The sequence below is a fragment of the Nocardiopsis codii genome, assembly GCF_036327455.1.
Lineage (GTDB): Bacteria > Actinomycetota > Actinomycetes > Streptosporangiales > Streptosporangiaceae > Nocardiopsis > Nocardiopsis codii.
In genome coordinates this window covers 169,935-194,698 of sequence record NZ_JAUZMY010000011.1, presented here as the reverse complement: position 1 = coordinate 194,698, position 24,764 = coordinate 169,935, and the positions used below count along the sequence as shown (strand labels likewise).

The window sequence follows — 24,764 nt, the reverse complement described above, 5'->3', positions numbered from 1 at the left end:
CGGGTGAGTCGGACGGCTCCAGCACGGAGATCCCGAACGAGGAGGGCAAGGGTTTCGACCGGATGTGCGACCCGACCTACGAGGGCAACCCGCGCAACGGCAACAACCTGAGCGGCGCCCTGGCCGACGCCCCGATCTCGGGTCACTGGTTCTCGGCCCAGTTCCAGGAGCTGCTGGACAACGCCTACCCGCCGCTGGACTGATCACCGCCCCCTGAACGCCGAGGGGGACCACCGGACAGGGCGCCCGTTCACCCAGGGGGTGGACGGGCGTCCGCCGCGGCCCCGGCCTGGGATCATGGGCCGGGGCCTGCCGGGCCCGCGAACCGGACCGGGGAGGAACCGCGTGGCGAACCTGCTGGAGACCGACACCGTCGTGGTCGGGCTGGGGGCGATGGGGGCCCAGGCCCTGTGGCGCCTGGCGCGGTCCGGCGTCGACGCCGTCGGGGTGGAGCAGTTCTCCCCCGGACACGACCGGGGGTCCAGCCACGGGGAGTCCCGCATCATCCGCACCGCCTACCTGGAGGGCGCCGAGTACGTGCCGTTCGTCCTGGCGGCCTGGCGTGCCTGGTCCGAGCTGGAGGAGGCGTCCGGGGAGCGGCTCGTACGGCGCACCGGGGCGCTGATGGCCGGCGCGCCGGACAGCGCGGCCGTGGCCGGATCGGTGGCCGCCGCCGAACACCACGGTCTCCCCTACGAGCTGCTCACCGGTGACGGGGTCAGGGACCGCTTTCCCGGGCACGCGCTGAACCCGGGCGAGGTCGGCGTGTTCGAGGAGGACGCCGGCGTGGTCCTGCCCGAGGCGTCGATCCTGGCCGCGGTCCGGCTCGCCGAGGCGGCGGGCGCACGTGTGCTCACCGGAGTCGGGGCGACCCGGATCGAGCCGGACCCGGACCGTCCCCGCGTGCTGGTCGGGGACACCGTGATCCGCGCCCGGAGGGTCGTCGTCACCGCCGGAGCGTGGCTTCCCTCGCTGGTCCCCGCGGTGGCCGGCCTGGGCGGGGGCATCCGTGTCGAGCGGCGGGTGCTGGGCTGGTTCCGCACCACGGGCGACCCGTCGGCGCACGTGTCCGGTCCGGTGTTCGCCCGCGACGGGGACGACTGCACCTGGTACGGGTTCCCGAGCCTGGACGGGGGCCGGACCGTCAAGATCGGCGTACACGCCGAGGTTCCCGGGGTCAGTCGCGAGGGGGCGCAGTGGGGCGAGCCCGTCGACCCCCGCCTGGGTCCGCGCGCACCCGACTCCGCCGACGCGCGCAGGCTGGGCGAGCTGGCCTCGGGGCTGCGGGGGGTCGAGGGCCTGCCCGAGCGCATGGTCGCCTGCATGTACACGATGACGTCCGACGAGCACTTCGTCATCGGGCACCGCAGGGAGCTTCCGGGGCTGGTGCTCGCAGGGGGATTCTCCGGACACGGCTACAAGTTCGCGTCCGCCGTCGGGGAGGCGCTGGCAGACCTGGCCCGGGACGGCCGCACCGGTCTGCCGATCGGCCTGTTCGACCCCCACCGCTGGGATTGAGGCGGGCGCCGGGGAGGTCTGTTCCGCCCGTCGGAGGGCGGCGTGCGATCATCGCTCACACGCGCGGCGCGAGCGCATCCACCCCTCCCCGGAAGGAACACCATGAACCGTCCCAGCGTCCAGCGGACCGCGCTCGTCACCGGCGCCTCATCGGGTATCGGCGCGGCCGTGGCGGCCGCGCTGGTCCGGAGCGGCTACCGCGTGTACGGCACCAGCCGCAGTCCGGGGTCGGTGGCGGAGCCGGTCCCCGGCGTGGAGTACCTGCCCCTCGACCTGGCCGACGAGGCGTCGGTCGAGGCGTGCGCCTCCGCCGCCGGCGACGTGGACGTCCTGGTCAACAACGCCGGGGAGAGCCAGAGCGGGCCGTTCGAGGAGCTGCCGTCGGACGCGGTGGAGAGGCTGTTCCGGATCAACGTGTTCGGGGCCGTGCGGCTCACCCAGCTCCTCCTGCCGGGGATGCGCGGGCGCGGGTACGGCCGGGTGGTGATGGTGGGGTCGATGCTGGCGAGCTTCCCCCTGGCGTACCGGTCGTCGTACGTGGCGTCGAAGGCGGCGGTCAAGGGGTTCGCGAACGCGCTGCGCCGCGAGGTGTCCCCGTACGGGGTGGGTGTGACCACGGTGGAGCCGGGGTCGATCAACACCGGTATCAGCGAACGCCGGACCCAGTACCTGCGGGAGGGTTCCCCCTTCGCGGACGAGTACCACACCATGCTCGGCGCCCTCGACGCCAACGAGGCGTCGGGGATCTCCGCGGAGCAGGTCGCACGGACGGTCGTGCGGGCGATCGAGACGGACCGGCCCCGGCCGCTGTACGCGGTGGGCAGCAACGCCCCGGTGGTGTTCGCCCTGCGCAGGCTGTTCCCGCGCTCGTTCATCCTCGACCTGGTCGCCCGCAGGCACGGGCTGTAGGCGGGGTCCGGCGGACGCCGTCGGGCGGGGCGCCCGCCATCCGGCCGCGGTGTTCGAGAGGATGTGGAACCCACGACCGCGATCCGAGGAGCACCCCATGCGGCAGCAGGTCCACTTCGTCACGCTCGCGACCCCCGACCTGGACGCGGCCCGCCGCTTCTACCGGGACGGGCTGGGCTGGGAACCGCTCATGGACGTCCCCGGCGAGATCATCTTCTTCCAGGTCGCCCCCGGGCAGGTGCTGGGGTTGTTCGACGCGGAGAAGTTCGACCGCGACCTCGGGCTCCCGCCCGGGACGTCGGGGCTGTCGGGGGTGACCCTGTCGCACAACGTCGACGCCCCCGAGGAGGTCGGGCGGGCCGTGGCCGCGATGGCCGACGCGGGAGCGACCGTGCTCAAGAGCGCGCGGCACAGCGAGTTCGGGGGGATCTTCCACGCGCACGTCCAGGACCCCAACGGGGTGGTGTGGGAGATCGCGCACAACCCGGGCTGGAGCGTGGACGAGTCCGGCCGGGTGGTTCTCGGCTGACTCCCGCGGGGGGCGACCGGCACGCGTGGCAGACGGTCATGCGTCCAGGGGCCGCACCCTGAGGTCGTGATCCCCGGCGTCGCCCGCGGCGAGGCGCAGCAGGCGCTCGCCCTCCTGGGCGACCGCCTCCGCCTCCGCCGGGGTCAGGGGGGTGAACAGGCGCACGTCCAGCACCGCGCGGTCCTCCCCGCCCCGCCCGGCACGGGACCGTCCTGCGGGCCGTTCGATCCGCCACAGCCCCCGTACGAAACCGTCCACCGTCAGCGGCGCCTCGACCACGACGTACGGGCGCCGGGCGTCCTCGACGATCCGCGACCGGTCGTGGTGGCCCACCAGGACGTTGTCCAGGAGCGCCAGGAAGCGGACGGGCGCCGGGGTGTCGGGATCGGGGCGGGGCGCGTCGGGGAGGTCGAACAGCTCCCGCCCGTCCTCTCCCCGGAACACGCTCAGACGGGGCCTGAGTCCGTCCACGACCGCCCGCAGACGGGTCATCCCGCTCCACGCCTGGACGTCCCGGACGGAGGCGGGGCCGAACGCGGCCAGGTAGCGCAGGACCAGGTCGTCCGGGGAGGGGTCGGCGACGAGCGGTCGGCCGAGCCACCGGTCCGCGAGGACGAACGGAGTGGTGCCGCGGCGCCCCCATGTGCCGTCGGGCGGCGGGTGCAGGACCGGCAGGAGCCCCTGGGCGGAGCGGGCGAGGCCGACGGGGTCGCGGCCGGGCCAGCGCTCGGAGAGGGCCCTGCCGAGTTCGGGGCGGGAGACCCGGCCCCGCGCGAGGATTCCGCGTGCCGCGTCCGCCAGCTCGTCCGGGTCGATGCCCGCGGTGGCCTTGCCGAAGGCGCCCTTCTGCCAGCGGGTCAGCATCGGCTGGAGTGCGGGACGCAGCCACAGGTAGTCGTCGGCGGTCACCAGGTGCTGGGTGCCCCGCAGGAGGGTCGCGCGGACGACGTCGCGGCTGTGCAGCAGCCCGGTGAGGTCGTCGACCCGGAAGTCCTCGATCCGGGACCACAGGCCGAAGTAGGGGGGTTCCGGGTCCTGGGCCTGGAGGCCGACGAGTCGGCGCACGACGGAGAGCGCCGTGTCGCGGGTGCGTTCGAGGAGCAGTTGGCGGGCCAGGGTGGCGCGGTTGAGTGCGCGCCGGTCGAGAGTGATCACGGCACCGACCCTAGGGAGGGTGGCGGTCATCCTCCGGCCTCCACGCGGCGCCGGTGCGTACGACCGGGCCGACCGGCGCCGGGGCGGGGGGTGCCCTAGGTTGGGCGGTGAAGGTCGAAGTCAACGGTGGAGAGGTGCCGCGTGAGCAGCGTCGTCAAGTTCAACGTCCTGACCGTCCCCGAGGGGGCCGGGGCCACACTGGAGGAGCGGTTCTCCAAGCGGGCCGGGCTGGTGGAGAACCAGCCGGGCTTCGAGGAGTTCCAGCTCCTGCGCCCGGTCGAGGGGACCGACAAGTACCTCGTCTACACCCGCTGGCGTTCCGAGGAGGACTTCCAGAACTGGGTCGGCGGCCAGGCGTTCAAGCACGGGCACGCCCAGGCCGCCGCCGACGCGCAGAAGGGCGGGGCGGAGACCGGCCACGGGCACGGGCACGGCGGTCCGGCCGCGACCAACAGCGAGATCTGGGGGTTCGAGGTCATCCAGCACGTCAAGGCGGGTGGCTGAGCCCCGGCTCTGCGCGTCGGCCGCCCCGGCGCGGTGACGTGGCCGCGCGGGGCCGGCCCTCGCGGGGCGGGGCCCGTCCCGCCGCCGGTGTCCGCGAGGAGCTCCCGGCCCCCGTCGATCCGGGAGCGGAGCGGGTACCGGACGAGGGGACGGCCGGGGCACGGGGCCGCGTGGCCTCCCCGGGGCGGGGCCGCCCCGGGCGGACCTCTCAGTCCCGGGGCTTGCGCGCCTCGATGAGGAACCGCGTCGTGGTCGCCGTGAACGCCCCCTCGCGCCGAATGTGCTCGTGCATGTCCAGGAGCCGTCCGCGGTGGGCGTCGACCGTGAACCCGGGCACCATCCAGATCACCTTGCGCAGGAAGTACACGACCGCTCCGACGTCGAGGAACTCCGTGTGCAGCCGTTCCGTGCGCAGGTCGACGACGTCGAGCCCGGCGGCCTCCGCCGCCCGGCGCGCGTCGTCGGGATGCCGGGAGCGGCGGTCCTCCTCGGGGCGCGGGCCCAGGAAGAACTCCACCACCTCGAACACGCTCTCGGGCCCGACCTGCTGGGACAGGTAGGTTCCGCCGGGCGCCAGCAGGCGGGCGATCTCCTCCCACCGCGTGGCGACCGGGTGCCGGGAGACCACGAGGTCGAACGCGCCGTCCGCGAAGGGCAGCGGGCGCCCCTCCTCTGTCGCGACCACCGGGACGCCCAGCGGGTGCAGGAGCCGGGTGGCCGCCGCGATGTTGGGCGGCCAGGACTCGGTCGCCACCGTCGTCCGCGGGCGTTCGGGGACACCGGCCAGCACCTCGCCGCCCCCGGTCCCGATGTCGAGGGCGGCGGTCGCGCGGGCCATGTGCTCCGCCATGGTGCGCTGGTATCCCCAGGAGGGGCGCTCCTCGGTGGCCCGGCCGTCCAGCCAGGAGAAGTCCCAGCCCTCCGTGGGCTCGGCCGCGGCCTCGGCGACGAGTGCGTCGAATGATCGCTCCATGGGGCCATCGTCGCCGGAGGCCCCCGTCCGCGTCCACCGTGTTTCCGGTCCCGCGCACAGGCGGGTCCGACCCTCCTCCCGCCCCGGAGCGGGTCGCCGGACGACCGACCGGCAGGATGGTGGACCATGAGAACCCTCGCCCGCCGCGTCGGACGCGTCGCCCCCGTCCCCGCGGTCGCCGCCGGCCTGATCGCCGTCCTGGTCGGGGTGACCAGTTCGGCGGCGATCGTGTTCACCGCCGCCGAGGCCGCCGGGGCCTCCTCCCGGGAGATCGCCTCGTGGATGCTGGCCCTGGGTGTGGGCATGGCGGTGACCTGCGTGGGCCTGTCGCTGCGGTACCGGGCACCGGTGGTCACCGCGTGGTCCACCCCGGGCGCGGCCCTGCTGGCGGTGGGCCTGGACGGGGTGACGATGGCGCAGGCCGTGGGCGCGTTCCTGTTCTCGGCGGCGCTGATCACTCTGAGCGGGGTCACCGGCTGGTTCGAGAGGGTGATGGACCGGGTCCCGGTCCCGCTCGCGGCGGGGCTGCTGGCCGGGGTGCTGCTCCAGTTCGGGATCGGCCTGTTCACGAGCATGGAGGGCGACTTCGCGGTGGTGGCCGCGATGTTCGCCGCGTACCTGTTGTCCCGGCGGTGGCTCCCTCGCTACGCGGTGATCCTGGCCCTGGTCGCGGGTGTGGCGGCGGCAGCGGCCCTCGGAACCCTGGACCTGGGTGAGGTGACGCCCGCGCTCGCCGCGCCGGTGTTCGTCGCTCCCGAGTTCTCGTGGCAGGTGCTGGTGAGCGTGGGCGTGCCGCTGTTCGTGGTCACCATGGCGTCCCAGAACCTGCCCGGGGTGGCGGTCCTGCGCGGCGACGGCTACCGGGTGCCGATCTCCCCGGTGATCGGGTGGACCGGTGTCACCAACATGGTGCTGGCCCCGTTCGGTTGCTTCGGGATGAACCTGGCCGCGATCACCGCCGCCATCTGCACGGGCCCGCAGGCGCACCCCGACCCGAACCGGCGCTACCTCGCCGGCGTGTGGGCGGGGGTCTTCTACCTGTGCGTGGGGGTGTTCGGCGCGACGGTGGCGTCCCTGCTGGCCGCCCTGCCCCCGACACTGATCCTGGCGATCGCGGGCATCGGCCTGCTCGGGACCATCGGTGGGTCCCTGGCTTCCGCGCTCGGGGACGAACGGTCGCGGGAGGCGGCCGTGGTGACGTTCCTGGCGACGGCGTCCGGCTTCACGCTGCTCGGGGTGGGGTCGGCGTTCTGGGGCCTGGTCGCGGGAGTGCTGACCCTGGTGGTGACCACGTCCCGGCGCGGGGCGCGGGACGGGACACCCACCGGGACACCTGCCGGGACAGCCGGGGACGACCGGTCCCGGGGAGGCCCCGACCGTACCGGGGACACCGACCGCGCCCGGGAGGCGTGACCTCGGGAAACGGTGGACGCCGCCTGCGCGGTGGGGCCGGGTCCGCCGACGGCACCGGGAGACAGGGCCGCGGGCCCGGGGCTCCCGCTCACGGGCTCCCCCGGGGCGCAGCCCGGAAAACCGCTTGTGCGGCCGGTCCGCCCACCGTTACAACTGTTCCCGCCCCGGAGCGGTTCCGGGGCCGCGACCGCGAGAGGAGGCACAGCCGATGTTCACCGCAACCACCGCGCCCGTGTCCTCCCGGGGAATCGGCGACAGCTGACCCGGTACGGACGGGCGCACGCACCGAAGGTGTCGCTTTGACCGTCAACACGCTCGACCTGACCATCCGTCCGATCACCGGGCCGGAGGAGCTGGACCTCTTCTCCCGGATCCCTTACACCCTCAACCACGAACTCGCCGGGGACCTCACCGAGGGACGCCGCCGGGCGTCGTGGATGTGGGTCGCCCTGGACGGCGACCGCCTGCTGGCCCGCCTCTCCTGGTGGTGCCGCGCGGGCGGGGACTCGCCCCTCCTCCTCGACATCCTCGACGTCGACGACGGCTCCGACGACGTCGACCGCACGGCCGTCGCCGGGCTCCTCCTCCGCACCGCCTCCGCGGCGACGCTGGCGGAGGGCGCGATCCCGCCCGAGTACCTGCGCTACGTCTCCGCGGCCTGGCGCGAGGACCCGGCCGAGCGGCGTGCGGTGGAGGAGCGCATGGCCGCCGTCGAAGGCGAGGGCGGATCGCTGCTCGTCGAACGTCTGCGCTTCGAATGGACCCCCGCGAGCCCGCCGCCCCGGCCGGGCGACCGCCTCCGGTTCCGGCCCGTCCGGGACGAGGAGGAGATGCTGCGACTGATGGTCCGGGTCCTGGACGGGACCCTGGACGCCCACGACCGGGCCGACCTCGAACACGGGTCGGCGGAGCAGGTCGCCGCCGACCGGTACGCGGAGGAGTTCGCGGGGTACCGGACGCCCCGCGACTGGTGGCGGATCGCGACGCTCCCGAGCGGCGAACCCGTCGGGTTCGTGCTGCCCGCCCGCAACGACTACCACCCGATGATCGGCTACATCGGGGTGCTGCCCGAGCACCGCGGTCACGGGTACATCGACGACATCCTCGCGGAGGGCACCCGTGTCCTCGCCGACCTGGGGGTCGACCGGGTCCGTGCCGCGACGGACGTGGGCAACGCCCCGATGGCCGGGGCCTTCCACCGTGCCGGGTACACGACGCTCAGCCGTGTCATCGACATGACCTGGGCGTAGCCCGGCGGCCGGGGCCGACCCCCGGGTCGGCTCCGGCCGTGCGCGTTCAGGCGGTCGCGATGATCCGGCCGACCTCCGCGACCCCGGCGACCAGGTCCTGGGGGTCGGCGGTCATCCCCGCCACGACGAAGTCGACCTCCTCCAGCCCGGCCCTGGACAGGAGCGTCTTGTCGTTGGTCACCCACTCCCCCCGCCCGGCCAGCACGGCGTGCGCGGTGTGGGAGGCGGCTTGGGCGAGCAGACCAGCGGTCTGGGCGACCCTGCCGTGGGGGGCGTGGTGGCGCTCGGCGTAGGCCAGGGTGGCGGAGGCCATGCCGCGCCACACCGGGGGCGCGCTCCGGCGCAGCGCCTCGGGGTAGTCGGGCCGGGGCAGGTCGCCGACGAGGGTGCGGCCGATCGCGAGTTCGGCGACGACGAGGTAGGTGGGGATGCCGACCAGGTGGAACATGAGCGGCTCCACCCGGAACCGGCCCCGGCTCGCCTCCGCGAGTTCGTGTTCGACGATGTCGAGGTCTCTGTAGTGGACGTCCACCGACCGCCCGTCGATCCGCAGCCAGGCGCCTCCGTTGAAGACTCCGCCGCCCCAGTCCCCGATCTCCGAGACGTCGCCCGCCCAGCCGACGTCGCGAAGGTCCTGCGGGTCGAACCCGCCCCGGTAGTAGACCGCCAGGTCCCAGTCGCTGTCCGGGCGGTGGGCGCCCTGGGCCCTGGAGCCCCCGAGGGCGACGGCTCGGACGGCCGGGAGCGCGGCGAGCCTGTCGGCGGTGGCGGCGAGGAAGCGTTCGTCGTCGGAAGTGGTCATCGGACCATCATCGTGTACCTCCGCTGACGCCCTCCACGCGTTTTCCCGACGCGGGTCCCCGCGCGGTCGGCCGCGTCGCCCCCCGGCCACGCCACGGTGCCCGGTTCCCGCGGCCGTGGGCCGTGGCCGTGGGCCGTGGCCGTGGGCCGTGGCCGTGGGCCGTGGCCGTGGTCACGGGTCCTGATCGGGGACCGCGACCGCGGGACCGGGCAGGCCCCCTCCCTCGAAGCGAGCCCGGTGTCCGACGTCCGCCGGTGGCACGCCTGGCCCGGCCTCGCCGTGCCGCGCCGGTCGGGCGGGGAGCGCGGTCGGCGCCGGTCGGCGTCCGGCGGTCAGACGCCCGAGCGCGTCCTCCCTTGTACGGCGGCCCCCGAACGGTCTCCCCGGTACGTGCCCCAGCGCAGGAGGCGCTCGGCCGGGCCGCGCGTCCCCGTGCGCCGCATGACGTCGGCGATCACCACGGTGGTCAGCCAGACGGCCGCGCCGACGAGGACGGAGCCGGTCCCGGAGAGTCTCGACGCGAGGTCGAGCGTGTACGGCATGAACAGGACCGTCCACCCCACCGACTGGAGGAGGTAGCAGGTCATCGACCGCTGGCCGGTGGCCGCCAGCGCCTGGACGATCGGGCCCCGTCGACGGTCCAGACGGACCGCGGCCAGCGCGATGAGCGCCGCGTATCCGAAGCCGCCCGCGTACCCGGTCAGCAGGTGCAGCCACGCGACGCCGGTCTCCGCCGCGCCGACGGGTTCCCAGAGCCGGGCGGAGGCCAGCGCGTGGGGGAGGCCGCCCAGGGCCGCCGCGGGAATGCCGAGGTAGGCGGTCCGGCGCAGCAGGCCGAGGTGGTGTTCGGGCTCCTCCATGATGCGGCGGCGGGCCGCCCACACCCCGACGGTGAACGGGAAGACCGACGTCATCAGGAGCATCGGGGTCATGACCGGCCACGTGAGAAGCCGTGTCACCATGTCCGCCAGCGGGCTCGCGGTCAGGACCTCTCCCCCGGACCCGGGGTCGGTGAACGAGGGCACGGTGTTGAGGACGGCGTAGGCCAGCGTGCCGAGGGCCATCCAGGTGAGCCCGTGGGCGAGCAGTCTCCGGTCGCTGACGTGCAGGAGTCCGGCGAACAGCAGGGCGATGAGCCCGTAGGCGGCGATGACGTCGCCGAAGAAGAGCAGGACGGTGTGCAGGAGGCCGATGAGGACCATCCAGCGTCCCCGTCCGCGGACCAGGGCGCTCACCCGCGTCGGGGTGTGGCCCGCCGCGACGCGGCGCAGGTGGATCCGGGCGAGCCCGTAGCCGAACAGGGCGGCGAACATCGGGTACCCGCGCGCCTCGGCGAACATCGTCATGAAGGCGGTCGTGGCGGTGTCGAGGGCGCCGCCCGGCGCCTGCGCCAGGCCGCCGGCCATCTCCTGGAAGATGTGGGCGTGCACGGTGGCGATGACCAGCAGCATGACACCGCGGGACAGGTCGGGCGCCAGGGAGCGCCGGTCGAGCGGGACGCCCCCGGACGACGGGGGGACTGCGGGAGGTGGGAGGGACACGGGGTGCTCCGTTCGCGCCGCACGGGGCATGGTGGGGCCAGGCGAGGGGGATTGGATACGATGGCGTATCTCAGGACACTTTTAAGATACGGCACCGTTTCTTGTTTGGGAAGTCCGTTCCCGACCGGAAGCGGCCAGGGGAGGTCAGGTGGCGGACGACGCGGGGCAGGACGACGCGGGAGGGAGCACCTCCGGGCGGGGCGCCGCCCCGGCGGGCGGCGGGTCGGCTGCGGAGCACGCCCCGCCGGAGGCTCCCAGGGCCACGCGCAGGCGCGGACGGGAACTGGTCGACGCCATCCACGAAGCGGTCATCGTCGAGGCCGCGGAGGTCGGCGTCGCCCGCCTGTCCATGGAGGGCGTCGCCCGCCGGGCGGGCACCGCCAAGACCTCGCTGTACCGGCGCTGGCCCACCCCCGGCGACATCCTGATCGACGCGATGTACCACACCTTCCCGCAGGAGAGGCCGACCCCCGAGGCGGACGACCTGCGCGGGGACCTCATCCGCGCCCTCCAGCTCCTGCGGGGCGTCATGGCCGACGGCTCGCTGGGCCAGGCCATGTTCGCCGTCGTCGCCGAGGCGCAGCACCACCCCGACCTCTACAAGCGGTTCATGGAGGAGGTGTTCGACGCGCGCGGCGGCCGGTTCACCCGCACCGTCCTCACGCACTACGCCGAGCGCGGGCGGATCGACCCCGCCAGGGTCACGCCCCTCACCGTCGACATCGGTGAGGCCCTGATGATCAAGTACGGCATGGACCACCAGAGCTTCCCCGACGAGGAGTACGTGGTCCAGATCGTGGACCAGGTCATCCTGCCCGCACTCGGCCAGGACCCGCGCGACCGGAGCCCGGCCGGCGCCGAACCGCCCCGGTGAGGGCGCGCACCCCGCCGGGACGGGGTCAGGCGTCCGGCGGGTGTGAGGCGGGCGTTGGCGTGGGTAGTGCGGGGCATCGAGGGCCTTCCGGTGCTTCGGGGTAGATCTCGCAATCCACACCGATACCGGAGGCCCTCTTCGCTTGTGTCAGGCGGGGTGGGCGTTACCAACCTCCATGGTCGGTACACCTAGGGTCGGGACATGCTGATCCCGCCGTCCGTGGACGCCGCCCGTGCCGAGGAGATCGTCGTGGGCCTCTCGGGGGCCCGCGTGGCCCGCCTGTTCGACTCCCGCGACCTCCCGGTGGCGGTGGTCAAGTCGGTGGACGAGGGCCGGGCGGACCTGGCGGCCGAGCTCCGGGGGCAGGAGGCGCGGCTGCGGTGGTTCGGCGCGCGGGGCCTGCCGGTTCCGCGCGTACTCGGCTCGGGTAGCCGGCAGGGGCAGCTCTGGCTGGCCATGAGCCACCTGCCGGGGCGGCCCGCGCACGAACCCTGGCCGTCCGAAGATCGGAGCGGGGTGGTGCGGCTCCTCGCACGGGCGGCACGCGCACTGCACGCCGCACCCCACCGGGACTGCCCGTTCGACGCGACGCCGCCGACCCGGTTGGAGGAGGCCCGGGAGCGGGTCCTCTCCGGGGCGGTGGACAGGTCCTGGGCCGCGGCCGGACGGGAGGGACCGCCCGCCGCCGCGGTGCTCCCCGAGGTCGTCGAACGGGCGCGCGCCCTCGGTCCGGGTCCCGTCTCCCTGACCCACGGCGACTACTGCCTGCCGAACGTCCTGGTCCACGGGACGGGCGTCCGGGGAGGACCCGTCGAGGACGGGGGACGGAGCGGACGGGCCCTGCGGGACGCACGCGTCCGGGACTGCGGCCCGGACGGCCCGTGGGGCTGGGGTTTCGTCGACCTGGGCCGCGCCGGCCTGGGCGACCCGCACGCGGACCTGGCCGACATGGTGGCCAGCCTCCTGAGCCCGATGAACCCGCAGTTCGGCCCGGAGGACGCCGAACTCCTCCTGGACAGCTACGGGCGTGAGGACGTCGACACCGACCGGTTGCGGCTGTGCGCCGACGTCGCCGCGTTCTTCTGGCCGGAGTGAGGCCTCCCCCGCCGTCCCTGAGCCGCCTGCCCGGGTTCCGGGGACCGGGTCTTCCCGGTCAAGCGCCGCGCCGCCGGCCGACGCCCCTCCCGGGGCCCCGGACGCGGCCGGCGGATCCGACCCCGGCCCCGCGCCGGTTGCGCCGGACGATCCTGCGGGCACGGGTGGCGAGCGGGGTGCCGCGTGTGCGCCCGGCGCCCCTCCCCTCCTCGGCCTCCGCCCGGAGCGAGCGGACCAGCCCGGCCATCATGAAGAAGCCGATCACGAAGAACGGCAGTCCGAACACGATGATCGTCTGTTGCAGGGCGTCCAGGCCGCCCACTCCCGTCGCGGTGAGCACCGTCGCGGCGACCACCCCCTCGGTGATGCCCCAGAACACCCGTTGCCGGGTCGGGGAGTCGGCGTCGCCGGAACACAGCATGTCGACCACCAGGGACGCCGAGTCGGACGAGGTGGTGAAGAAGATGACCACGATGACGATCGACGCGGCCGAGACGAACGTGGTCAACGGGAAGTGCTCCAGGAAGGCGAACAGGGCCCCCGGGATGTCCTGCTCGACGGACACCTCCTGGACCAGCCCGCCGCCCTGGTTCATCTCGATGTCGAAGGCCGACAGGCCGAACACGCTGAACCACACGATGCTGAACACGGTGGGCAGGGCGAGCACGCCGAGCACGAACTCGCGGATCGTACGGCCCCGCGAGATCCGTGCGATGAAGATGCCGACGAACGGCGACCACGTGATGGTCCACGCCCAGTAGAAGACCGTCCAGCTCCCCTGCCACCCGGTGTTGCCGAAGGTGTCGTTCCAGAACGACAGCGGGACCAGCCGCTCCAGGTACACGCCGGTGGTCTCGATGGTGCCCTTCGCCAGGTAGAGCGGGGAGGCCATGAGGAAGACGAACACCAGCAGGGCGACCACGAGGACGATGTTGACCACCGAGAGCCACTTGATGCCGACGTCGAGCCCGGTCGCCACCGAGATGACGGCGATGGTCGTGACCACGGCGATCAGGACCAGTTGGGTGAGCCGGCTCTCCTCGATCCCGAACAGCGTGTTGAGCCCGCTGTTGATCTGCATGGTTCCCAGACCGATGGTGACGGCCACGCCGAACAGCGTGCCGAGGACCGCGACGATGTCGATGGTCCTTCCCAGCGGGCCGTTGATCCGTTCGCCGATGAACGGGTGGAAGACCGAGCTGACCCGGAAGGGCAGGCCCTTGCGGTACACGAAGTAGGCGAAGGCGAGCGCCGGCAGGCAGAAGATCGTCCAGGTGTGCAGGCCGAAGTGGTAGAGCGTGAAGCCCATCGCCTGCTGGGCCGCCTCCACCGACTCGGGTTCGACGTCGCCCTGGGGCGGTCGGGCGAAGTGGCTGATGGGCTCGGCCACGCCCCAGAACATGAGGATGCTGCCGATCCCGGCAGCGAAGAGCATGCAGAACCAGGTGAGGTCGCCGTACTCCGGCGAGCTGCCCTGGGGCCCCAGCCGCACGTGCCCGTAGCGGCTGAGCGCGATCCAGACCAGGAAGACGAGAAAGGTCGTCACGCCGAGGATGTAGAGCCACCCGAGATGGGTCAGGATCCATTCCGATGCCGCGCCGAAGACGGCGTCCACCGTTGCGGTGAAGGCGATGGCGCACACCACGAAAACAACGGTCAACGCGGCGGACACGAAGAAGATCGTCGGGTTCGTCTCGAGTCCGAGCGCGTGTGCCAGCTTTTTGAACATGCACTGCCCTCTGGTGATTCGGGGATTCTCGGTACACAGACCAAGCCATCAGATTTCGGATCGGCCCCGGGCAAGGATACGCATCCGGAAAGACCAAAGTCACCTGTGTGCATTTCGGCAAAAATGCCGCGAATCCCATTATCTACACCATAATGAGGTGCAATTTTCCCCAGGCTGACATCACATCTGAAATCACCATGAAGGGATACCCCGTGGCGGCACCGAACGGGGCTGTGCCGTCACCGGCCGGGGACGCCCCCCGAGGCTGCCCGGGGCGGCGCGGCCGCGTCGCCGGAGCGCACGCCGCCGGGAACGGGCCGTCGGAACGGGCGTCCGCGGGCGGGAGCGTGGTGAGCCCGGGCGGCGGGCGCCCGACCGCCGCGACGGTCTGCGCGGCGCTCGGCCGCACCCCGACCGGGCGGGGTGCGTGACCTCGCAACTCCGGGCGTCCCGCCGACCGTCGGGCGCGGCGGGACCCCGCGGCGGCGGCACGCCGCCCCGGGAGCGGGAGTCAGGCGTCGAGCCCGCGCAGGAGCTCGCACACCCTCTCGGGCTGCTCGTACAGCGACAGGTGGCCCGCACCCTCGATGGTGTGGACCTCGGCGTCCAGGAACCGGCGGGCCGGCCCGTGCAGGCGCGCGGGAGAGAAGAAGGGATCGTGCGATCCGGTCGCGACGGCGACCGGCGTACCGGCCCAGGCACGGAAGTTCTCTCCGTGCAGCGGGTTGGGCGTGGTGCCCGTGCGGCAGTAGCGGGCCACCATGGTCAGCCACTCGGCCTCGGAGCGGCGCTCGGCGCACTCGTCGGCGGATGGGCCGCTGAGGAACTCGACCAGGCGTCCGCTGGTCTGCTCGTTGGGGTGGATCATCCAGGGCAGCGTGGCGCGCATCGACTCCGAGCTGACACCGGCCGCCGTCAGCCCCGCGGGGTTGAGCAGCAGCATCCCGGCGACCAGCGGCGACGGGGTCGAGGCGAGAGCGATGGCGGCACCGCGCGAGTGGCCCAGCACCAGGACGGGGCCGTCGGTGATCCGGGGCAGGAGTTCGTCCAGCCACGCACCGTAGGTCTCGATCCTGGCTCCGCCGACCCGCTGGCTACAGCTGAGGCCGGGCTGCCCGGGAAGGTCGACCAGCAGCACCGGCCGGTCCGCGGACAGCGCGCGGGCGGCGGGGACCGTGGTGGCGGCGTTGAAGTTGGTGCCCGAGAGGACCAGTACCGGGGTACCGGGCCCGCCTGCGGCACGAAAGGCCTGGGTGCTCCCCAGACGGGTCTCCACAGGCGGAAGGGGCCCGAGTTCGGGCCACTGGCTCAGGGCTTTGTGACACCAGGCGTGTACGGAACGCTCGGCGTTCTCCGAACGGTACACGCGCGCGGTACGAAGGGGGACGACGGTCATCGATCTGGTTTCGCGTAGAGGAGACTGGTGTCCGCCGTCGTGTGTTTCCCGGCGCACCAGAGGGACTGTACGCCTCTGTCCGGCACCACGCCACTCGGGGGCGGCGCGGGTCCTGACCTGAGGCGTCCAGCAGGTCCATACCCTTCACGAGGTGTCCCCTGGGGAACGTGTGGGCCCTGGTGCGCGGGCGTACCTTTCGTCCGGTTCTGGCCATACGCAAGGGGAGACGTTTACTTCCCATCCAGACCCATTCGTCCCGAAAAGTACGCTCCCGGGCCGTTCCTCAGGCCCGGGAGCGTCGCGTGGTCCCGGCTCCGCCGGTGCCGCCTAGCCGACCGTGGCGGGGTCCGGACCGATCCGGCCGTCACGGTTCAGCGACCCGATCTTGTCCAGGTCGTCACCGGACAGCTCGAAGTCGAACACGTCGAAGTTCTCCCGGATCCGCGACGGGGTCACGGACTTGGGGATCACGACGTTGCCGACCTGGAGGTGCCAGCGCAGGACCACCTGCGCGGCGGACTTCCCGTGAGCGGCGCCGATCGCGCCGAGCACGGGGTCCTCCAGCAGCTCCTTGCCCTGGCCGAGCGGGCTCCACGCCTCGGTGACCACGCCGTGGCGGGCGTCGGCCGCCCTCATGGCCTCCTGGGAGAAGTAGGGGTGCAGCTCGATCTGGTTGACGGCCGGGACGACGTCGCCCTCCTCGACGACGCGGTCCAGGGCCTCGACGGTGAAGTTGGACACCCCGACGGCCTTGGCGCGCCCCTCGGAGTAGATGCGCTCCAGGGCCTTCCAGGTGTCGACGTAGGCGTTCCGGGCCGGCGCGGGCCAGTGGATGAGGTACAGGTCCACGTAGTCCAGACCGAGCCGGTCCAGGCTGGCGTCGAAGGCCTTGAGGGCCTTGTCGTACCCCTGGTCGTCGTTCCACAGCTTGGTGGTGACGAACAACTCCTCACGGGGGAGCCCCGACGCGGTGAGCGCCCGGCCCGTGCCGGCCTCGTTCTCGTAGAGCTTGGCCGTGTCGATACTGCGGTAGCCGGTCTCCAGGGCGGTCTCGACGGCGGCCTGGGCCTGGTCGTCGGCGACCTGCCAGACGCCGAATCCGAGTTGCGGCATGCTGAGGCCGTTGTTCAGGGTGACGTACTGCATGGAAGCCTTTCCGTGGTCACGGTGTCCGTGGTGACGAGTGGGGCGTGTCGCCCATGATGGCGGCCTGGAGCGCACTCCAGGCGAGTTCAGGTGTTGAGGCGCACCAGCATCTTGCCGGTGTTCGCACCGCGCATCATGTCGAGGAAGGCCTGGACGGCGTTGTCGATGCCGTCGACGACGGTCTCCTCGGTGCGCAGATCGCCCTCGGCGATCCATTCCGCCGCCCGCTGGGAGTACTCCGCCGCGAGGTGGGCGTGGTCGCCGACGATGAACCCGCGCAGGTTGAGCCGCTTGCCGACCGCGAGGAACAGGTTGTCCGGCCCAGGAACGGGTTCGGTGGCGTTGTACTGGGAGATCGCCCCGCACAGGGCGATCCGTCCGAAGTCGCGCATCGCCGCGATGGCCGCGCGCAGGTGCGCGCCGCCGACGTTGTCGAAGTAGACGTCGATCCCGTCGGGAGCGGCCTCGGCGAGCTGTCCCTCCAGGTCGCCCCGCCGGTAGTCGATGGCGGCGTCGAAGCCGAACCGCTCGACGACGCGGCGCTGCTTCTCCGGGCCTCCCGCCGACCCGACCACGCGGGAGGCCCCGAGCTTCCGGGCGATCTGCCCGGCGATCGAGCCGACCGCCCCCGCGGCGCCCGAGACGAACACCACGTCGCCCTCCTTCACGGGGGCGACCTCCACGAGTCCGGCGTAGGCGGTGAGGCCGATCATGCCGAGGCCGTTGAGGTGGTTCTCGACGGGGACCCGGGCGGAGTCGACCACGCGCACCGCCTCGGCCGGCAGGATCGCGTACTCGCGCCACCCCGCGGAGTGCAGGACGGCGGCGCCGACCGGGACGTCGTCACTGCGGGAGGCGACGACCGTGCCGACCGCTCCGCCGCCCATGGCCTCGCCGAGGCCGTAGGGCGGGACGTAGGACTTGGTGTCGTTCATGCGTCCGCGCATGTAGGGGTCCACCGAGATCCACGAGTTGCGTACGAGGACCTCCCCCGCTCCGGGGTCGCCGAGCGTGGTCTCCACGAGCGCGAAGTCGGTGGGGTCGGGTTCGCCGGAGGGGCGGGCGACGAGGTGGACTTCCTTGCTGGTGACGGGCATGGCGGAGCCTCCGGTACTTCTGTGTGCGGCGGGCCGGCGTACCCCGGCCCACGCAGACACTAGTCCGGCAACGTATTGGCCCACCAATAAAATCGGCAAGGTGACCTATAGAGATTCCAATGGATCGGTTCCCGGTGCCGGCCCGCGGCCGGGCGGAGGGCTGGACCTCCAGCAGCTGCGCACGTTCCTGGCCGTCCACAGGTCGGGCTCCTTCACCGCCGCCGCCCAGCTGTTGCGACTGTCACAGCCGACGGTCACCACGCAGATCCGCTCCCTGGAACGGAGGCTGGGCCACACCCTGTTCGACCGGCTGCCGCGCGGTGTGGCGCCCACCGGCGAGGCCAACGACCTGGCCGCGCGGATCGCGGCTCCGCTGGACGCCCTGGAGGTGGTGGCCGGGACGGGTGGGGCCGACGCCTCCGCGCCGCCCCTCCCGCTGCGCCTGGCCGGTCCCGCCGAGGCGTTGCACGCCCTCGTCCTGCCCGCCCTCGCCCCGATGGTGGAGGAGGGGGTCCGGTTGCGGGTCCGGACCGGTCCGGCCGACGGCCTCCTGGACGAACTGCGTTCGGGCAGGCACGACCTGGTGCTGTCCACGGTCCGGCCGCGCGGGCGCACACTGCTCGCCGAACCGCTGGTGGACGAGGAGTTCGTCCTGGTGGCGTCGCCGTCCTGGTCGCGGCGGATCCACCGCGACCGGCTGACCCGCCAGGGCGCGTCCGCGCTGTGCGCGATCCCCCTGGTGGCGTACGACGACGACCTGCCCCTCCTGCGCCGCTACTGGCGCCACGTGTTCGGCGTGCGGCTGACCTGCGCGCCCGCGATCACCGTTCCGGACCTGCGCGGGGTGATGACGGCCGTGGTGAACGGCGCCGGGGTGACGGTGCTGCCCCGCTACCTGTGCCAGGACGCACTGGACGACGGCCGGCTGGTCACGCTCCTGGAGCCGGAGGAACCTCCCATCAACACGGCCTACCTGGTGCGGCGCCCCGGCCCGGCGGGCCACCCGCACCTGGAGGGCGTCTGGAAGCAGCTGGTGGCGGCGGCCTCCCGCTGCTGAGGCCGGTCGGGGCCGCGCCCTCCTGCCCCGCCTTCGCCGCGAGCGGACGCGATCCGCCCGCGGCGCAGGCGGGGTGTCGGCGCCCGCCGCGGGCAGCAGGACCCGCCGCGTGCGTGTCCGGGCGCGGCCTCAGGCGGTGAGGGACGCGGCCCAGGGCGACGCCGCGGAGGAGCGGGCGAACTCCACGAGGGCCCGACCGTGCTCTTCGGGCAGTGCGAGGCCGAAGACCGTGCGCAGGGTCTCCGGCACCTCGTCGGCGGCGATCTCCCGCCGGGTGCGCTCCCCGCCGGGGCGGTAGGTGGTCAGGGTGAGGCCGTTGAGGGTGCGGCGGACGTCCTCCCCGTCGTGGTGGACGACGATCTGCTGGGTGAAGGGCGAGCCCGGGTCGGTGGAGGCGACGTAGTTGTGGACGGCGATGTCGGCCCGGTAGCACGGCTCCTCCGTGAACTGGATCAGGTTGAACCAGCCCTCGGGGCGCCGCAGTCGCAGCACCCAGTGGTCCCGGGCCGAGCGGTCCATGCGGTACTCCCAGGGCCCGGTCGACACCTCCGCCCCGTCCACGAGGGGGATCGGTCCCCGCGGGCCGAAGTTGCCGATGCCCACGTCCACGTGCCAGTCGACGCCCTCCAGGACGACCGAGAGGATGGTGTGCCCGACCGGGCCCATCTCGTGCTCGTCGCCGCCCACCAGCATCCGGGCGCTGCGCGCGGTCACCTGGAAGCCCAGCCGGTCCAGGACCGAGGCGAAGAGGGTGTTGTGCTCGTGGCAGTATCCGCCTCTCCCCCTGCGCACCAGTTTGTCCTGCACGGACTCGATGTCGATGGGGACCGGGCGGCCCAGGACGGAGTCCAGCCCCTCGAAGGGGATCGCGTCCAGGTGGGCGCGGATCAGGGCCCGCAAGGTGTCCAGGGTCGGGGTGAGCGGCCCGTCGTGGCCGATCCGCCCGAGGTAGGCGGGCAGGTCCAGGGGGGCCGAGTCCCAGAGGGCCGAGGGGTGGGTCGTGGTGGTGCTCATGAGGACTTCCTGTCGTTCGGGGCGGAGGGCGCGGGCAGCGCCCGGGATGCGGACGGGTCCGGTGGTGCGGGCGGTGCGGGGACGACCGGGGCACCTTCGGGGGCCGGGGCGCGTGCCCCGGGAGCGTGCGGAGGCCGGGACGGCCCCGACGCGGTCCGGGCCGTGACGACGGGGCCCGGTGTCCTGGTGTCCACCCTGCGCCGCGGCCCCTACGGTCGGCTGCCCGACCGCTGACGGTCCGCCGACGGCGCCCCCGCGGCCGGAGCCGGCTCCGCGGGTTCGGCTAACGTGACGCCATGAGGTTCGGGGTGCTCGGTCCGCTGACGGTGTGGACCTCGCAGGGCGCGGTGGTGCGGGTTCCGGGGGCCAAGGTCCGCACCCTGCTGAGCGTCCTGCTCGTCCACGAGGGTCGGGCGGTCTCCGCCGACCGGCTGGTGGAGGACCTGTGGGGCGCCGCTCCCCCGGGCAACCCGGCCGGCGCGCTCCAGGCGAAGGTGTCTCAGCTCCGGCGGGCTCTGGAGGGGGCCGAACCGGGGGGCCGGGGCCTGGTCGAGCTCGGCCCGTCCGGGTACCGCCTCGCGGCGCCGGACGTGGACGCGGCGCGGTTCGCCGCGCTCCTGGTCCGGGCTCGCGGGAGTTCCGTGCCCGCGGAGAGGGCCGCCCTCCTCGACGAGGCGGTCGGCCTGTGGCGCGGTCCCGCCCACGCCGACGTCGCCGACGAGGAGTTCGCGCGCAACGCGGTCACGCGGCTGGAGGAGTCGCGGCTGAGCGCGCTGGAGGACCTGGCCGAGACCAGGATGGATCTGGGAGAGCACCGGCCGGTCGTCGGTGAGCTGGGCGACCTGGTGGAACGGCACCCCCTGCGTGAGCGCCTGCGCGCCTCCCACATGAGGGCGCTGTACCGGTCGGGCCGCCAGGGTGAGGCGCTGGCGAGCTACGAGCGGCTGCGGCTGCGCCTGCGGGAGGACCTGGGCGTGGACCCCGGGCCCGACCTGGTCGCCCTGCACCGTTCGATCCTGGAGCAGGACCCCGCGCTGGGCGCCTCAGAGGAGCGTGTCCGCCCCGCGACGAACCTGCCCGCCCCGCTCACGGACGAGCCCGACGGCGGACTCGTCGGCCGCGGTCCCCAGATCGGCCGCGTGCTGGACCTGGTGCGGCGCGACAGGCTGGTCACACTCGTCGGGGCCGGCGGCGTCGGCAAGACCCGCCTCGCGGTGGAGGCCGCCCGGCGGTCGGCGGAGCTCTTCCCGCACGGTGTGTGGCTGGTCGAACTGGCCCGGCTGCGTCCCGGCACGGGGGCGCGGGTGGGGGCCGACGGCGTCGCCGAAGCCGTCGCCGAGGCCCTGGGCCTGCGGGCGGACGCCGTCTCGCGCACACCGCGCGAGCAGGGCGGGCGGAGCGCCACCGAACGGCTGTGCGAGGCGGTTCGCGACCGCCGCCTGCTCCTCGTGCTGGACACCTGCGAGCACCTGGTCGACGCCGTCGCCCGCTTCGCCGAACGGCTCCTCGGGGTCGCTCCGGGGGTACGGGCGCTGGCCACCAGCCGCGAACCGCTCGGGGTGGCCGGCGAGCGCCTCCATCCGGTCCCTCCGCTGGACGTGCCTCCGGAGGACGCCGGGAGCGCGGCGGTCGCCGCCTCGGGCGCGGTGCGCCTGTTCGCGGCCCGCGCCGCCGAGGCCTCCGCCGGGTTCACCCTGGACGAGGGGAACGGGGCGGCGGTCGCGGCGCTCTGCCGCCGGCTCGACGGCATCCCCCTCGCACTGGAGTTGGCCGCCACCCGTGTCCGGGTCCTGGACGTGCGCGACCTGGCGGGCCGGTTGGACGACCGGTTCCGGGTCCTGGGCAGCGGGCACAGGACCGCTCCCCCACGGCAGCGCACGCTGCGGGCGGTCATCGACTGGAGCTGGGACCTGCTGTCGGAGGAGGAGCGCGCGGTGCTGCGCAGGCTCGCCGTGCACCGGGGCGGCTGCACCCTCGCGGCGGCCGAGCGGGTGTGCGCGGGCGGCGGCGTCGACCGGGCCGACGTCCTTGACCTGCTGTCCCGCCTGCTGGAACGCTCCCTCGTGGTGGTCGACGGGGGTGATCCGCGCCGTTACCTGCTGTCGGAGTCGGTGGCCGACTACGGTCTCGAACGGCTGGAGGAGGCGGGAGAGGCCGAGCCGGTGCGGAGGGCGCACGCCGAGTACCTCGCGGAGCTGGCGGAGGCGTCCGAACCGGCCCTGCGCGGGCACCTCCAGCACGCGTGGCTGCGGCGGATGGACGCGGAGTCGGCCGACCTGCGCGCCGCCCTGGACTGGGCGGTCGGATCGGGCGGGAGCACGACGGCGCTGCGGTTGGCGGGCGCCGCGGGCCGGTACTGGTTCCTGCGCGGGCGCGTCCGGGAGGCGCGGCGGCACCTGGCGGCGGCCCTGGGGCCCGCGCCCGCCGACGGGACCGCCCCGGACCCGGTGCGGTTGCGGGCCATGGCGTGGCTGGCCTGCTTCGGGTTCCTGGACCACGGCGACACCGGCGCGGAACGCCTGCTGGGGGACGTGCTCCTGGGCTACGCGGCCGTCGACGACCCGGCGGGGGCGGCGTACGCGCGGATCCTGTGCGCGTACGCGATGCTGGGCTCCGGGGACGTGTCCCGGACCAGGGACATCAACGAGGAGGCCCTGTCGGCCTTCCGGACGCTGGGCGACCGCTGGGGGATCGCCGCCGCCCGGGCGGTCCGCGCCGAGCTCGCGTCGGTCGCCGGGAACCTGCCGGAGCTGCGCGAGGAGGCCGAGGGTGCTGCCGCCCTGTTCCGGGAGGAGGGGGACCGCTGGGGCCGCCTGCACACCACGCGACTGCTGGGGATGCTCGCCGAGATCGGCGGCGACTACGGGACGGCCCGGCGGCTGTCCACCGAGGGCCTGCACATGGCCGAGGAGCTGGGGCTGTGGGCCTCGGTGTCCGACCAGCTGGCGGCGCTGGGCCGGCTGCGCCTGCTGGCCGGGGACCTCCCCGGCGCCACGGACCTGCACGAGCGGGCGCTGCGCGTCGCCCGGGAGCAGGCGTTCGGGTCGAACGCGGCGTTCGCGGCGACCGGGCTGGCCCTGGCCGACCGCAGGGCCGGAAGGCTCGACGCGGCCGAGGCCCGCACGCGCGAACTGGTGGCGTGGAACCGCGCGCGCGGCTACCTGCCGGGAGTGTGCCTGGGGCTGGCCGAACTCGGCTTCGTCGCGGAGCTCCGCGGCGACGCCGACGCCGCCCTCGAACTCCACACCGAGGGGCTGGCAGCGGCCCGCGATACCGGGGACCCGCGTGCCGTGGCTCTGGCCTTCGAGGGGCTGGCGGGGGCCGCGGCCGTCGGCGGCGACCCGTGGAGGGCCGCGCTGCTCCTGGGAGCCGCGTCGGCGGCGCGGGAGTCGGTGGGGGCGGCACTGCCCGGGGCCGAGCGCGAGGACGTCGACCGCGCGGGCGGCCGTGCGCGCGCCGCGTTGGGCGGGGAGCGGTTCGGGAGGGCGTTCCGCCAGGGGTACGCCGAGGGCCTGCGGTGCGGGGCCGCCTGACCCGGACGGGACCGGCCGGTGCCGTCGGCGCGCCACCCCCTGCGCTGCCGCGGGGCGCGCGGGTCGGCGCCGCCCGGAACGGCTCCGAACCCGGCGCCCGCGCACGGAGTCCTATCCGGGGCGGGCGGGACCGTCCGCGGGACTCGGGAGGCGGGGCCATGGATCGCGTGGACGTACGTGGGGCCGATGCGGTGGAGCCGGTGCCGGGCGGGGCCGTTCGCCGTCGGCGCTCGGCGGCCGTGACGATCCTGGTCACCCTGGTGGCGGTGGGTTTCGCGGGGTTCGCCGCGCTACGGGGGTTCGGCCTGGAGCGGGGGTGGCCGCTGGTGCCCGCGCTGGCCTTCACCCCGTACGCGTTGGGCGGCGCGCTCCTCGCGGCGACGGCCGCGGGCCTGCTGCGGCGCCGGGTGCCGCTGGCCGTCCTGGTCGCGGCGGCGGCCGTCCTCGCGGTGGCCGTCGTCCCGCGCGCGGTGCCGTTCGGGATCTCCGGCGCGGGCGGCCCGGAACTGCGGGTCATGAGCCTGAACGTCCTCGGCGGCGGCGCCGACGCCGGGGAGGTGGTCGGGCTGGTGCGCGACCGCGGCGTGACGGTGCTCGCCCTCCAGGAGGTCACCCCGGAGGTGCTGGACGCCCTGTCGGCGGCCGGGCTCGACGACCTCCTCCCCCACACGGTCGACCATTCGGCCCCGGGCGTGCACGGAAGCAGCGTCCACGCTGCCCACCCCCTCGCCGACCTGGGGGACCTGGCGGAGGGGACCGAGGCGTTCGCGATGCCTCGGGCGGCGATGGAGGTGCCCGGGTACTCCTCCCCCGTCGAGGTGGTGTCGGTACACCCCCAGCCGCCGTTGGCGCCCGGGACCATGGACGGGTGGCGGGGCGGACTGCGCGCCCTGCCCGGCCCCGACGGGGCTGAGGCCGGGGCGGGGGAGGCCGGCGACCCCCTGCAGAGGACGGGGCTCCGGATCCTGGCGGGCGACTTCAACGCCACGCTGGACCACGCCGAACTGCGCCGCGTCCTGGACGCGGGGTACGTGAGCGCCGCGACCGTCCACGGCCAGGGGCTGGAACCCACGTGGCCGGTGGGCGGTGGCCTGCCCGGCGTCACGATCGACCACGTGCTGGTGGACGCGTCGATGGGCGTCGGCTCGTTCGAGGTCGTGGAGGTCACGGGCAGCGACCACCGGGCGGTGCTCGCCCGGGTCACGCTGCCCGAGGCGCGGTAGCGGACC

At 74.1% G+C, this 24,764-nt stretch carries 20 protein-coding genes and 1 pseudogene; 12 read left to right on the top strand and 9 right to left on the bottom strand.

The features are described 5' to 3' along the window. The 4 genes and pseudogenes from Q8791_RS13675 to Q8791_RS13660 form a co-directional block, all read left to right on the top strand. Positions 1 to 203: pseudogene (locus Q8791_RS13675) on the top strand (cellulose 1,4-beta-cellobiosidase); the annotation flags it as partial. 94 nt (positions 204 to 297) lie between these two features. After that, on the top strand, positions 298 to 1,518 hold the full coding sequence (gene solA / locus Q8791_RS13670) for an N-methyl-L-tryptophan oxidase (RefSeq protein WP_407941993.1): 1,221 nt from the start codon (positions 298 to 300) through the stop codon (positions 1,516 to 1,518). A gap of 102 nt (positions 1,519 to 1,620) precedes the next feature. After that, positions 1,621 to 2,427 carry an SDR family oxidoreductase gene (locus tag Q8791_RS13665; protein WP_330092051.1) on the top strand — a complete coding sequence of 269 codons (807 nt, stop codon included), beginning with the start codon at positions 1,621 to 1,623 and terminating at the stop codon, positions 2,425 to 2,427. Between the two features lie 97 nt (positions 2,428 to 2,524). Continuing rightward, positions 2,525 to 2,956 carry a VOC family protein gene (locus Q8791_RS13660; RefSeq protein ID WP_330092050.1) on the top strand — a complete coding sequence of 144 codons (432 nt, stop codon included), beginning with the start codon at positions 2,525 to 2,527 and terminating at the stop codon, positions 2,954 to 2,956. A gap of 36 nt (positions 2,957 to 2,992) precedes the next feature. Here Q8791_RS13660 and Q8791_RS13655 read toward each other — a convergent pair whose 3' ends face one another. Then, a complete protein-coding gene (locus tag Q8791_RS13655) occupies positions 2,993 to 4,111 on the bottom strand; it encodes a winged helix DNA-binding domain-containing protein (protein WP_330092049.1) in 1,119 nt (372 codons plus the stop codon). A gap of 141 nt (positions 4,112 to 4,252) precedes the next feature. Here Q8791_RS13655 and Q8791_RS13650 point away from each other — a divergent pair, with 141 nt between their 5' ends. Further along, positions 4,253 to 4,615, top strand: coding sequence for an antibiotic biosynthesis monooxygenase family protein (locus Q8791_RS13650; RefSeq protein ID WP_330092048.1), 363 nt, complete (start codon positions 4,253 to 4,255; stop codon positions 4,613 to 4,615). 208 nt (positions 4,616 to 4,823) lie between these two features. Here Q8791_RS13650 and Q8791_RS13645 read toward each other — a convergent pair whose 3' ends face one another. Then, positions 4,824 to 5,588 (bottom strand): class I SAM-dependent methyltransferase, encoded by a 765-nt coding sequence (locus Q8791_RS13645; RefSeq protein ID WP_330092047.1) that lies wholly within the window; start codon positions 5,586 to 5,588, stop codon positions 4,824 to 4,826. Positions 5,589 to 5,714: 126 nt separating this feature from the next. On the opposite strand from Q8791_RS13645, the gene Q8791_RS13640 reads away from it, so the two are divergent. Continuing rightward, a complete protein-coding gene (locus Q8791_RS13640) occupies positions 5,715 to 7,001 on the top strand; it encodes a benzoate/H(+) symporter BenE family transporter (RefSeq protein WP_330092046.1) in 1,287 nt (428 codons plus the stop codon). A gap of 299 nt (positions 7,002 to 7,300) precedes the next feature. Beyond that, entirely contained in the window at positions 7,301 to 8,251 is a 951-nt protein-coding gene (locus Q8791_RS13635) for a GNAT family N-acetyltransferase (RefSeq protein ID WP_330092045.1), read from the top strand. A gap of 46 nt (positions 8,252 to 8,297) precedes the next feature. Here Q8791_RS13635 and Q8791_RS13630 read toward each other — a convergent pair whose 3' ends face one another. Next, on the bottom strand, positions 8,298 to 9,053 hold the full coding sequence (locus Q8791_RS13630; RefSeq protein ID WP_330092044.1) for a nucleotidyltransferase domain-containing protein: 756 nt from the start codon (positions 9,051 to 9,053) through the stop codon (positions 8,298 to 8,300). Positions 9,054 to 9,385: 332 nt separating this feature from the next. Continuing rightward, positions 9,386 to 10,594 carry a DUF418 domain-containing protein gene (locus tag Q8791_RS13625; protein WP_330092043.1) on the bottom strand — a complete coding sequence of 403 codons (1,209 nt, stop codon included), beginning with the start codon at positions 10,592 to 10,594 and terminating at the stop codon, positions 9,386 to 9,388. 283 nt (positions 10,595 to 10,877) lie between these two features. Between Q8791_RS13625 and Q8791_RS13620 the strand changes: the two genes are divergently transcribed. Both Q8791_RS13620 and Q8791_RS13615 read left to right on the top strand, forming a co-directional pair. Next, positions 10,878 to 11,468, top strand: a complete 591-nt coding sequence (locus tag Q8791_RS13620) for a TetR/AcrR family transcriptional regulator (protein WP_330092062.1) — start codon at positions 10,878 to 10,880, stop codon at positions 11,466 to 11,468. 201 nt (positions 11,469 to 11,669) lie between these two features. Next, complete coding sequence (locus Q8791_RS13615) at positions 11,670 to 12,563, top strand: phosphotransferase (protein WP_330092042.1); 894 nt, start codon at positions 11,670 to 11,672, stop codon at positions 12,561 to 12,563. A gap of 58 nt (positions 12,564 to 12,621) precedes the next feature. Here Q8791_RS13615 and Q8791_RS13610 read toward each other — a convergent pair whose 3' ends face one another. From Q8791_RS13610 to Q8791_RS13595, 4 genes are all read right to left on the bottom strand, one after another. Further along, positions 12,622 to 14,292, bottom strand: coding sequence for a BCCT family transporter (locus tag Q8791_RS13610; RefSeq protein ID WP_330092041.1), 1,671 nt, complete (start codon positions 14,290 to 14,292; stop codon positions 12,622 to 12,624). Positions 14,293 to 14,803: 511 nt separating this feature from the next. Further along, a complete protein-coding gene (locus Q8791_RS13605) occupies positions 14,804 to 15,688 on the bottom strand; it encodes an alpha/beta fold hydrolase (RefSeq protein WP_330092040.1) in 885 nt (294 codons plus the stop codon). Positions 15,689 to 16,015: 327 nt separating this feature from the next. Beyond that, positions 16,016 to 16,834, bottom strand: coding sequence for an aldo/keto reductase (locus Q8791_RS13600; RefSeq protein ID WP_330092039.1), 819 nt, complete (start codon positions 16,832 to 16,834; stop codon positions 16,016 to 16,018). 86 nt (positions 16,835 to 16,920) lie between these two features. After that, positions 16,921 to 17,931, bottom strand: a complete 1,011-nt coding sequence (locus Q8791_RS13595; protein ID WP_330092038.1) for an NADP-dependent oxidoreductase — start codon at positions 17,929 to 17,931, stop codon at positions 16,921 to 16,923. 100 nt (positions 17,932 to 18,031) lie between these two features. On the opposite strand from Q8791_RS13595, the gene Q8791_RS13590 reads away from it, so the two are divergent. Next, positions 18,032 to 18,988, top strand: a complete 957-nt coding sequence (locus Q8791_RS13590) for a LysR family transcriptional regulator (protein ID WP_330092037.1) — start codon at positions 18,032 to 18,034, stop codon at positions 18,986 to 18,988. 129 nt (positions 18,989 to 19,117) lie between these two features. Here Q8791_RS13590 and Q8791_RS13585 read toward each other — a convergent pair whose 3' ends face one another. After that, positions 19,118 to 20,002 carry an arylamine N-acetyltransferase family protein gene (locus Q8791_RS13585; protein ID WP_330092036.1) on the bottom strand — a complete coding sequence of 295 codons (885 nt, stop codon included), beginning with the start codon at positions 20,000 to 20,002 and terminating at the stop codon, positions 19,118 to 19,120. Between the two features lie 296 nt (positions 20,003 to 20,298). On the opposite strand from Q8791_RS13585, the gene Q8791_RS13580 reads away from it, so the two are divergent. Beyond that, positions 20,299 to 23,535 carry a BTAD domain-containing putative transcriptional regulator gene (locus tag Q8791_RS13580; protein WP_330092035.1) on the top strand — a complete coding sequence of 1,079 codons (3,237 nt, stop codon included), beginning with the start codon at positions 20,299 to 20,301 and terminating at the stop codon, positions 23,533 to 23,535. A 158-nt stretch (positions 23,536 to 23,693) separates the two neighbouring features. Next, complete coding sequence (locus tag Q8791_RS13575; RefSeq protein ID WP_330092034.1) at positions 23,694 to 24,758, top strand: endonuclease/exonuclease/phosphatase family protein; 1,065 nt, start codon at positions 23,694 to 23,696, stop codon at positions 24,756 to 24,758. Positions 24,759 to 24,764: the final 6 nt, after the last annotated feature.

Bases quoted from the DNA above. Each gene is read 5' to 3' on its own strand.
- Q8791_RS13615 (WP_330092042.1), top strand. From the start codon at position 11,670: ATGCTGATCCCGCCGTCCGTGGACGCCGCCCGTGCCGAGGAGATCGTC.
- Q8791_RS13580 (WP_330092035.1), top strand. From the start codon at position 20,299: ATGAGGTTCGGGGTGCTCGGTCCGCTGACGGTGTGGACCTCGCAGGGC.
- Q8791_RS13640 (WP_330092046.1), top strand. From the start codon at position 5,715: ATGAGAACCCTCGCCCGCCGCGTCGGACGCGTCGCCCCCGTCCCCGCG.
- Q8791_RS13660 (WP_330092050.1), top strand. From the start codon at position 2,525: ATGCGGCAGCAGGTCCACTTCGTCACGCTCGCGACCCCCGACCTGGAC.
- Q8791_RS13595 (WP_330092038.1), bottom strand. From the start codon at position 17,931: ATGCCCGTCACCAGCAAGGAAGTCCACCTCGTCGCCCGCCCCTCCGGC.
- Q8791_RS13665 (WP_330092051.1), top strand. From the start codon at position 1,621: ATGAACCGTCCCAGCGTCCAGCGGACCGCGCTCGTCACCGGCGCCTCA.
- Q8791_RS13585 (WP_330092036.1), bottom strand. From the start codon at position 20,002: ATGAGCACCACCACGACCCACCCCTCGGCCCTCTGGGACTCGGCCCCC.
- Q8791_RS13575 (WP_330092034.1), top strand. From the start codon at position 23,694: ATGGATCGCGTGGACGTACGTGGGGCCGATGCGGTGGAGCCGGTGCCG.
- Q8791_RS13630 (WP_330092044.1), bottom strand. From the start codon at position 9,053: ATGACCACTTCCGACGACGAACGCTTCCTCGCCGCCACCGCCGACAGG.
- solA (WP_407941993.1), top strand. From the start codon at position 298: ATGGGCCGGGGCCTGCCGGGCCCGCGAACCGGACCGGGGAGGAACCGC.
- Q8791_RS13610 (WP_330092041.1), bottom strand. From the start codon at position 14,292: ATGTTCAAAAAGCTGGCACACGCGCTCGGACTCGAGACGAACCCGACG.
- Q8791_RS13645 (WP_330092047.1), bottom strand. From the start codon at position 5,588: ATGGAGCGATCATTCGACGCACTCGTCGCCGAGGCCGCGGCCGAGCCC.
- Q8791_RS13600 (WP_330092039.1), bottom strand. From the start codon at position 16,834: ATGCAGTACGTCACCCTGAACAACGGCCTCAGCATGCCGCAACTCGGA.
- Q8791_RS13605 (WP_330092040.1), bottom strand. From the start codon at position 15,688: ATGACCGTCGTCCCCCTTCGTACCGCGCGCGTGTACCGTTCGGAGAAC.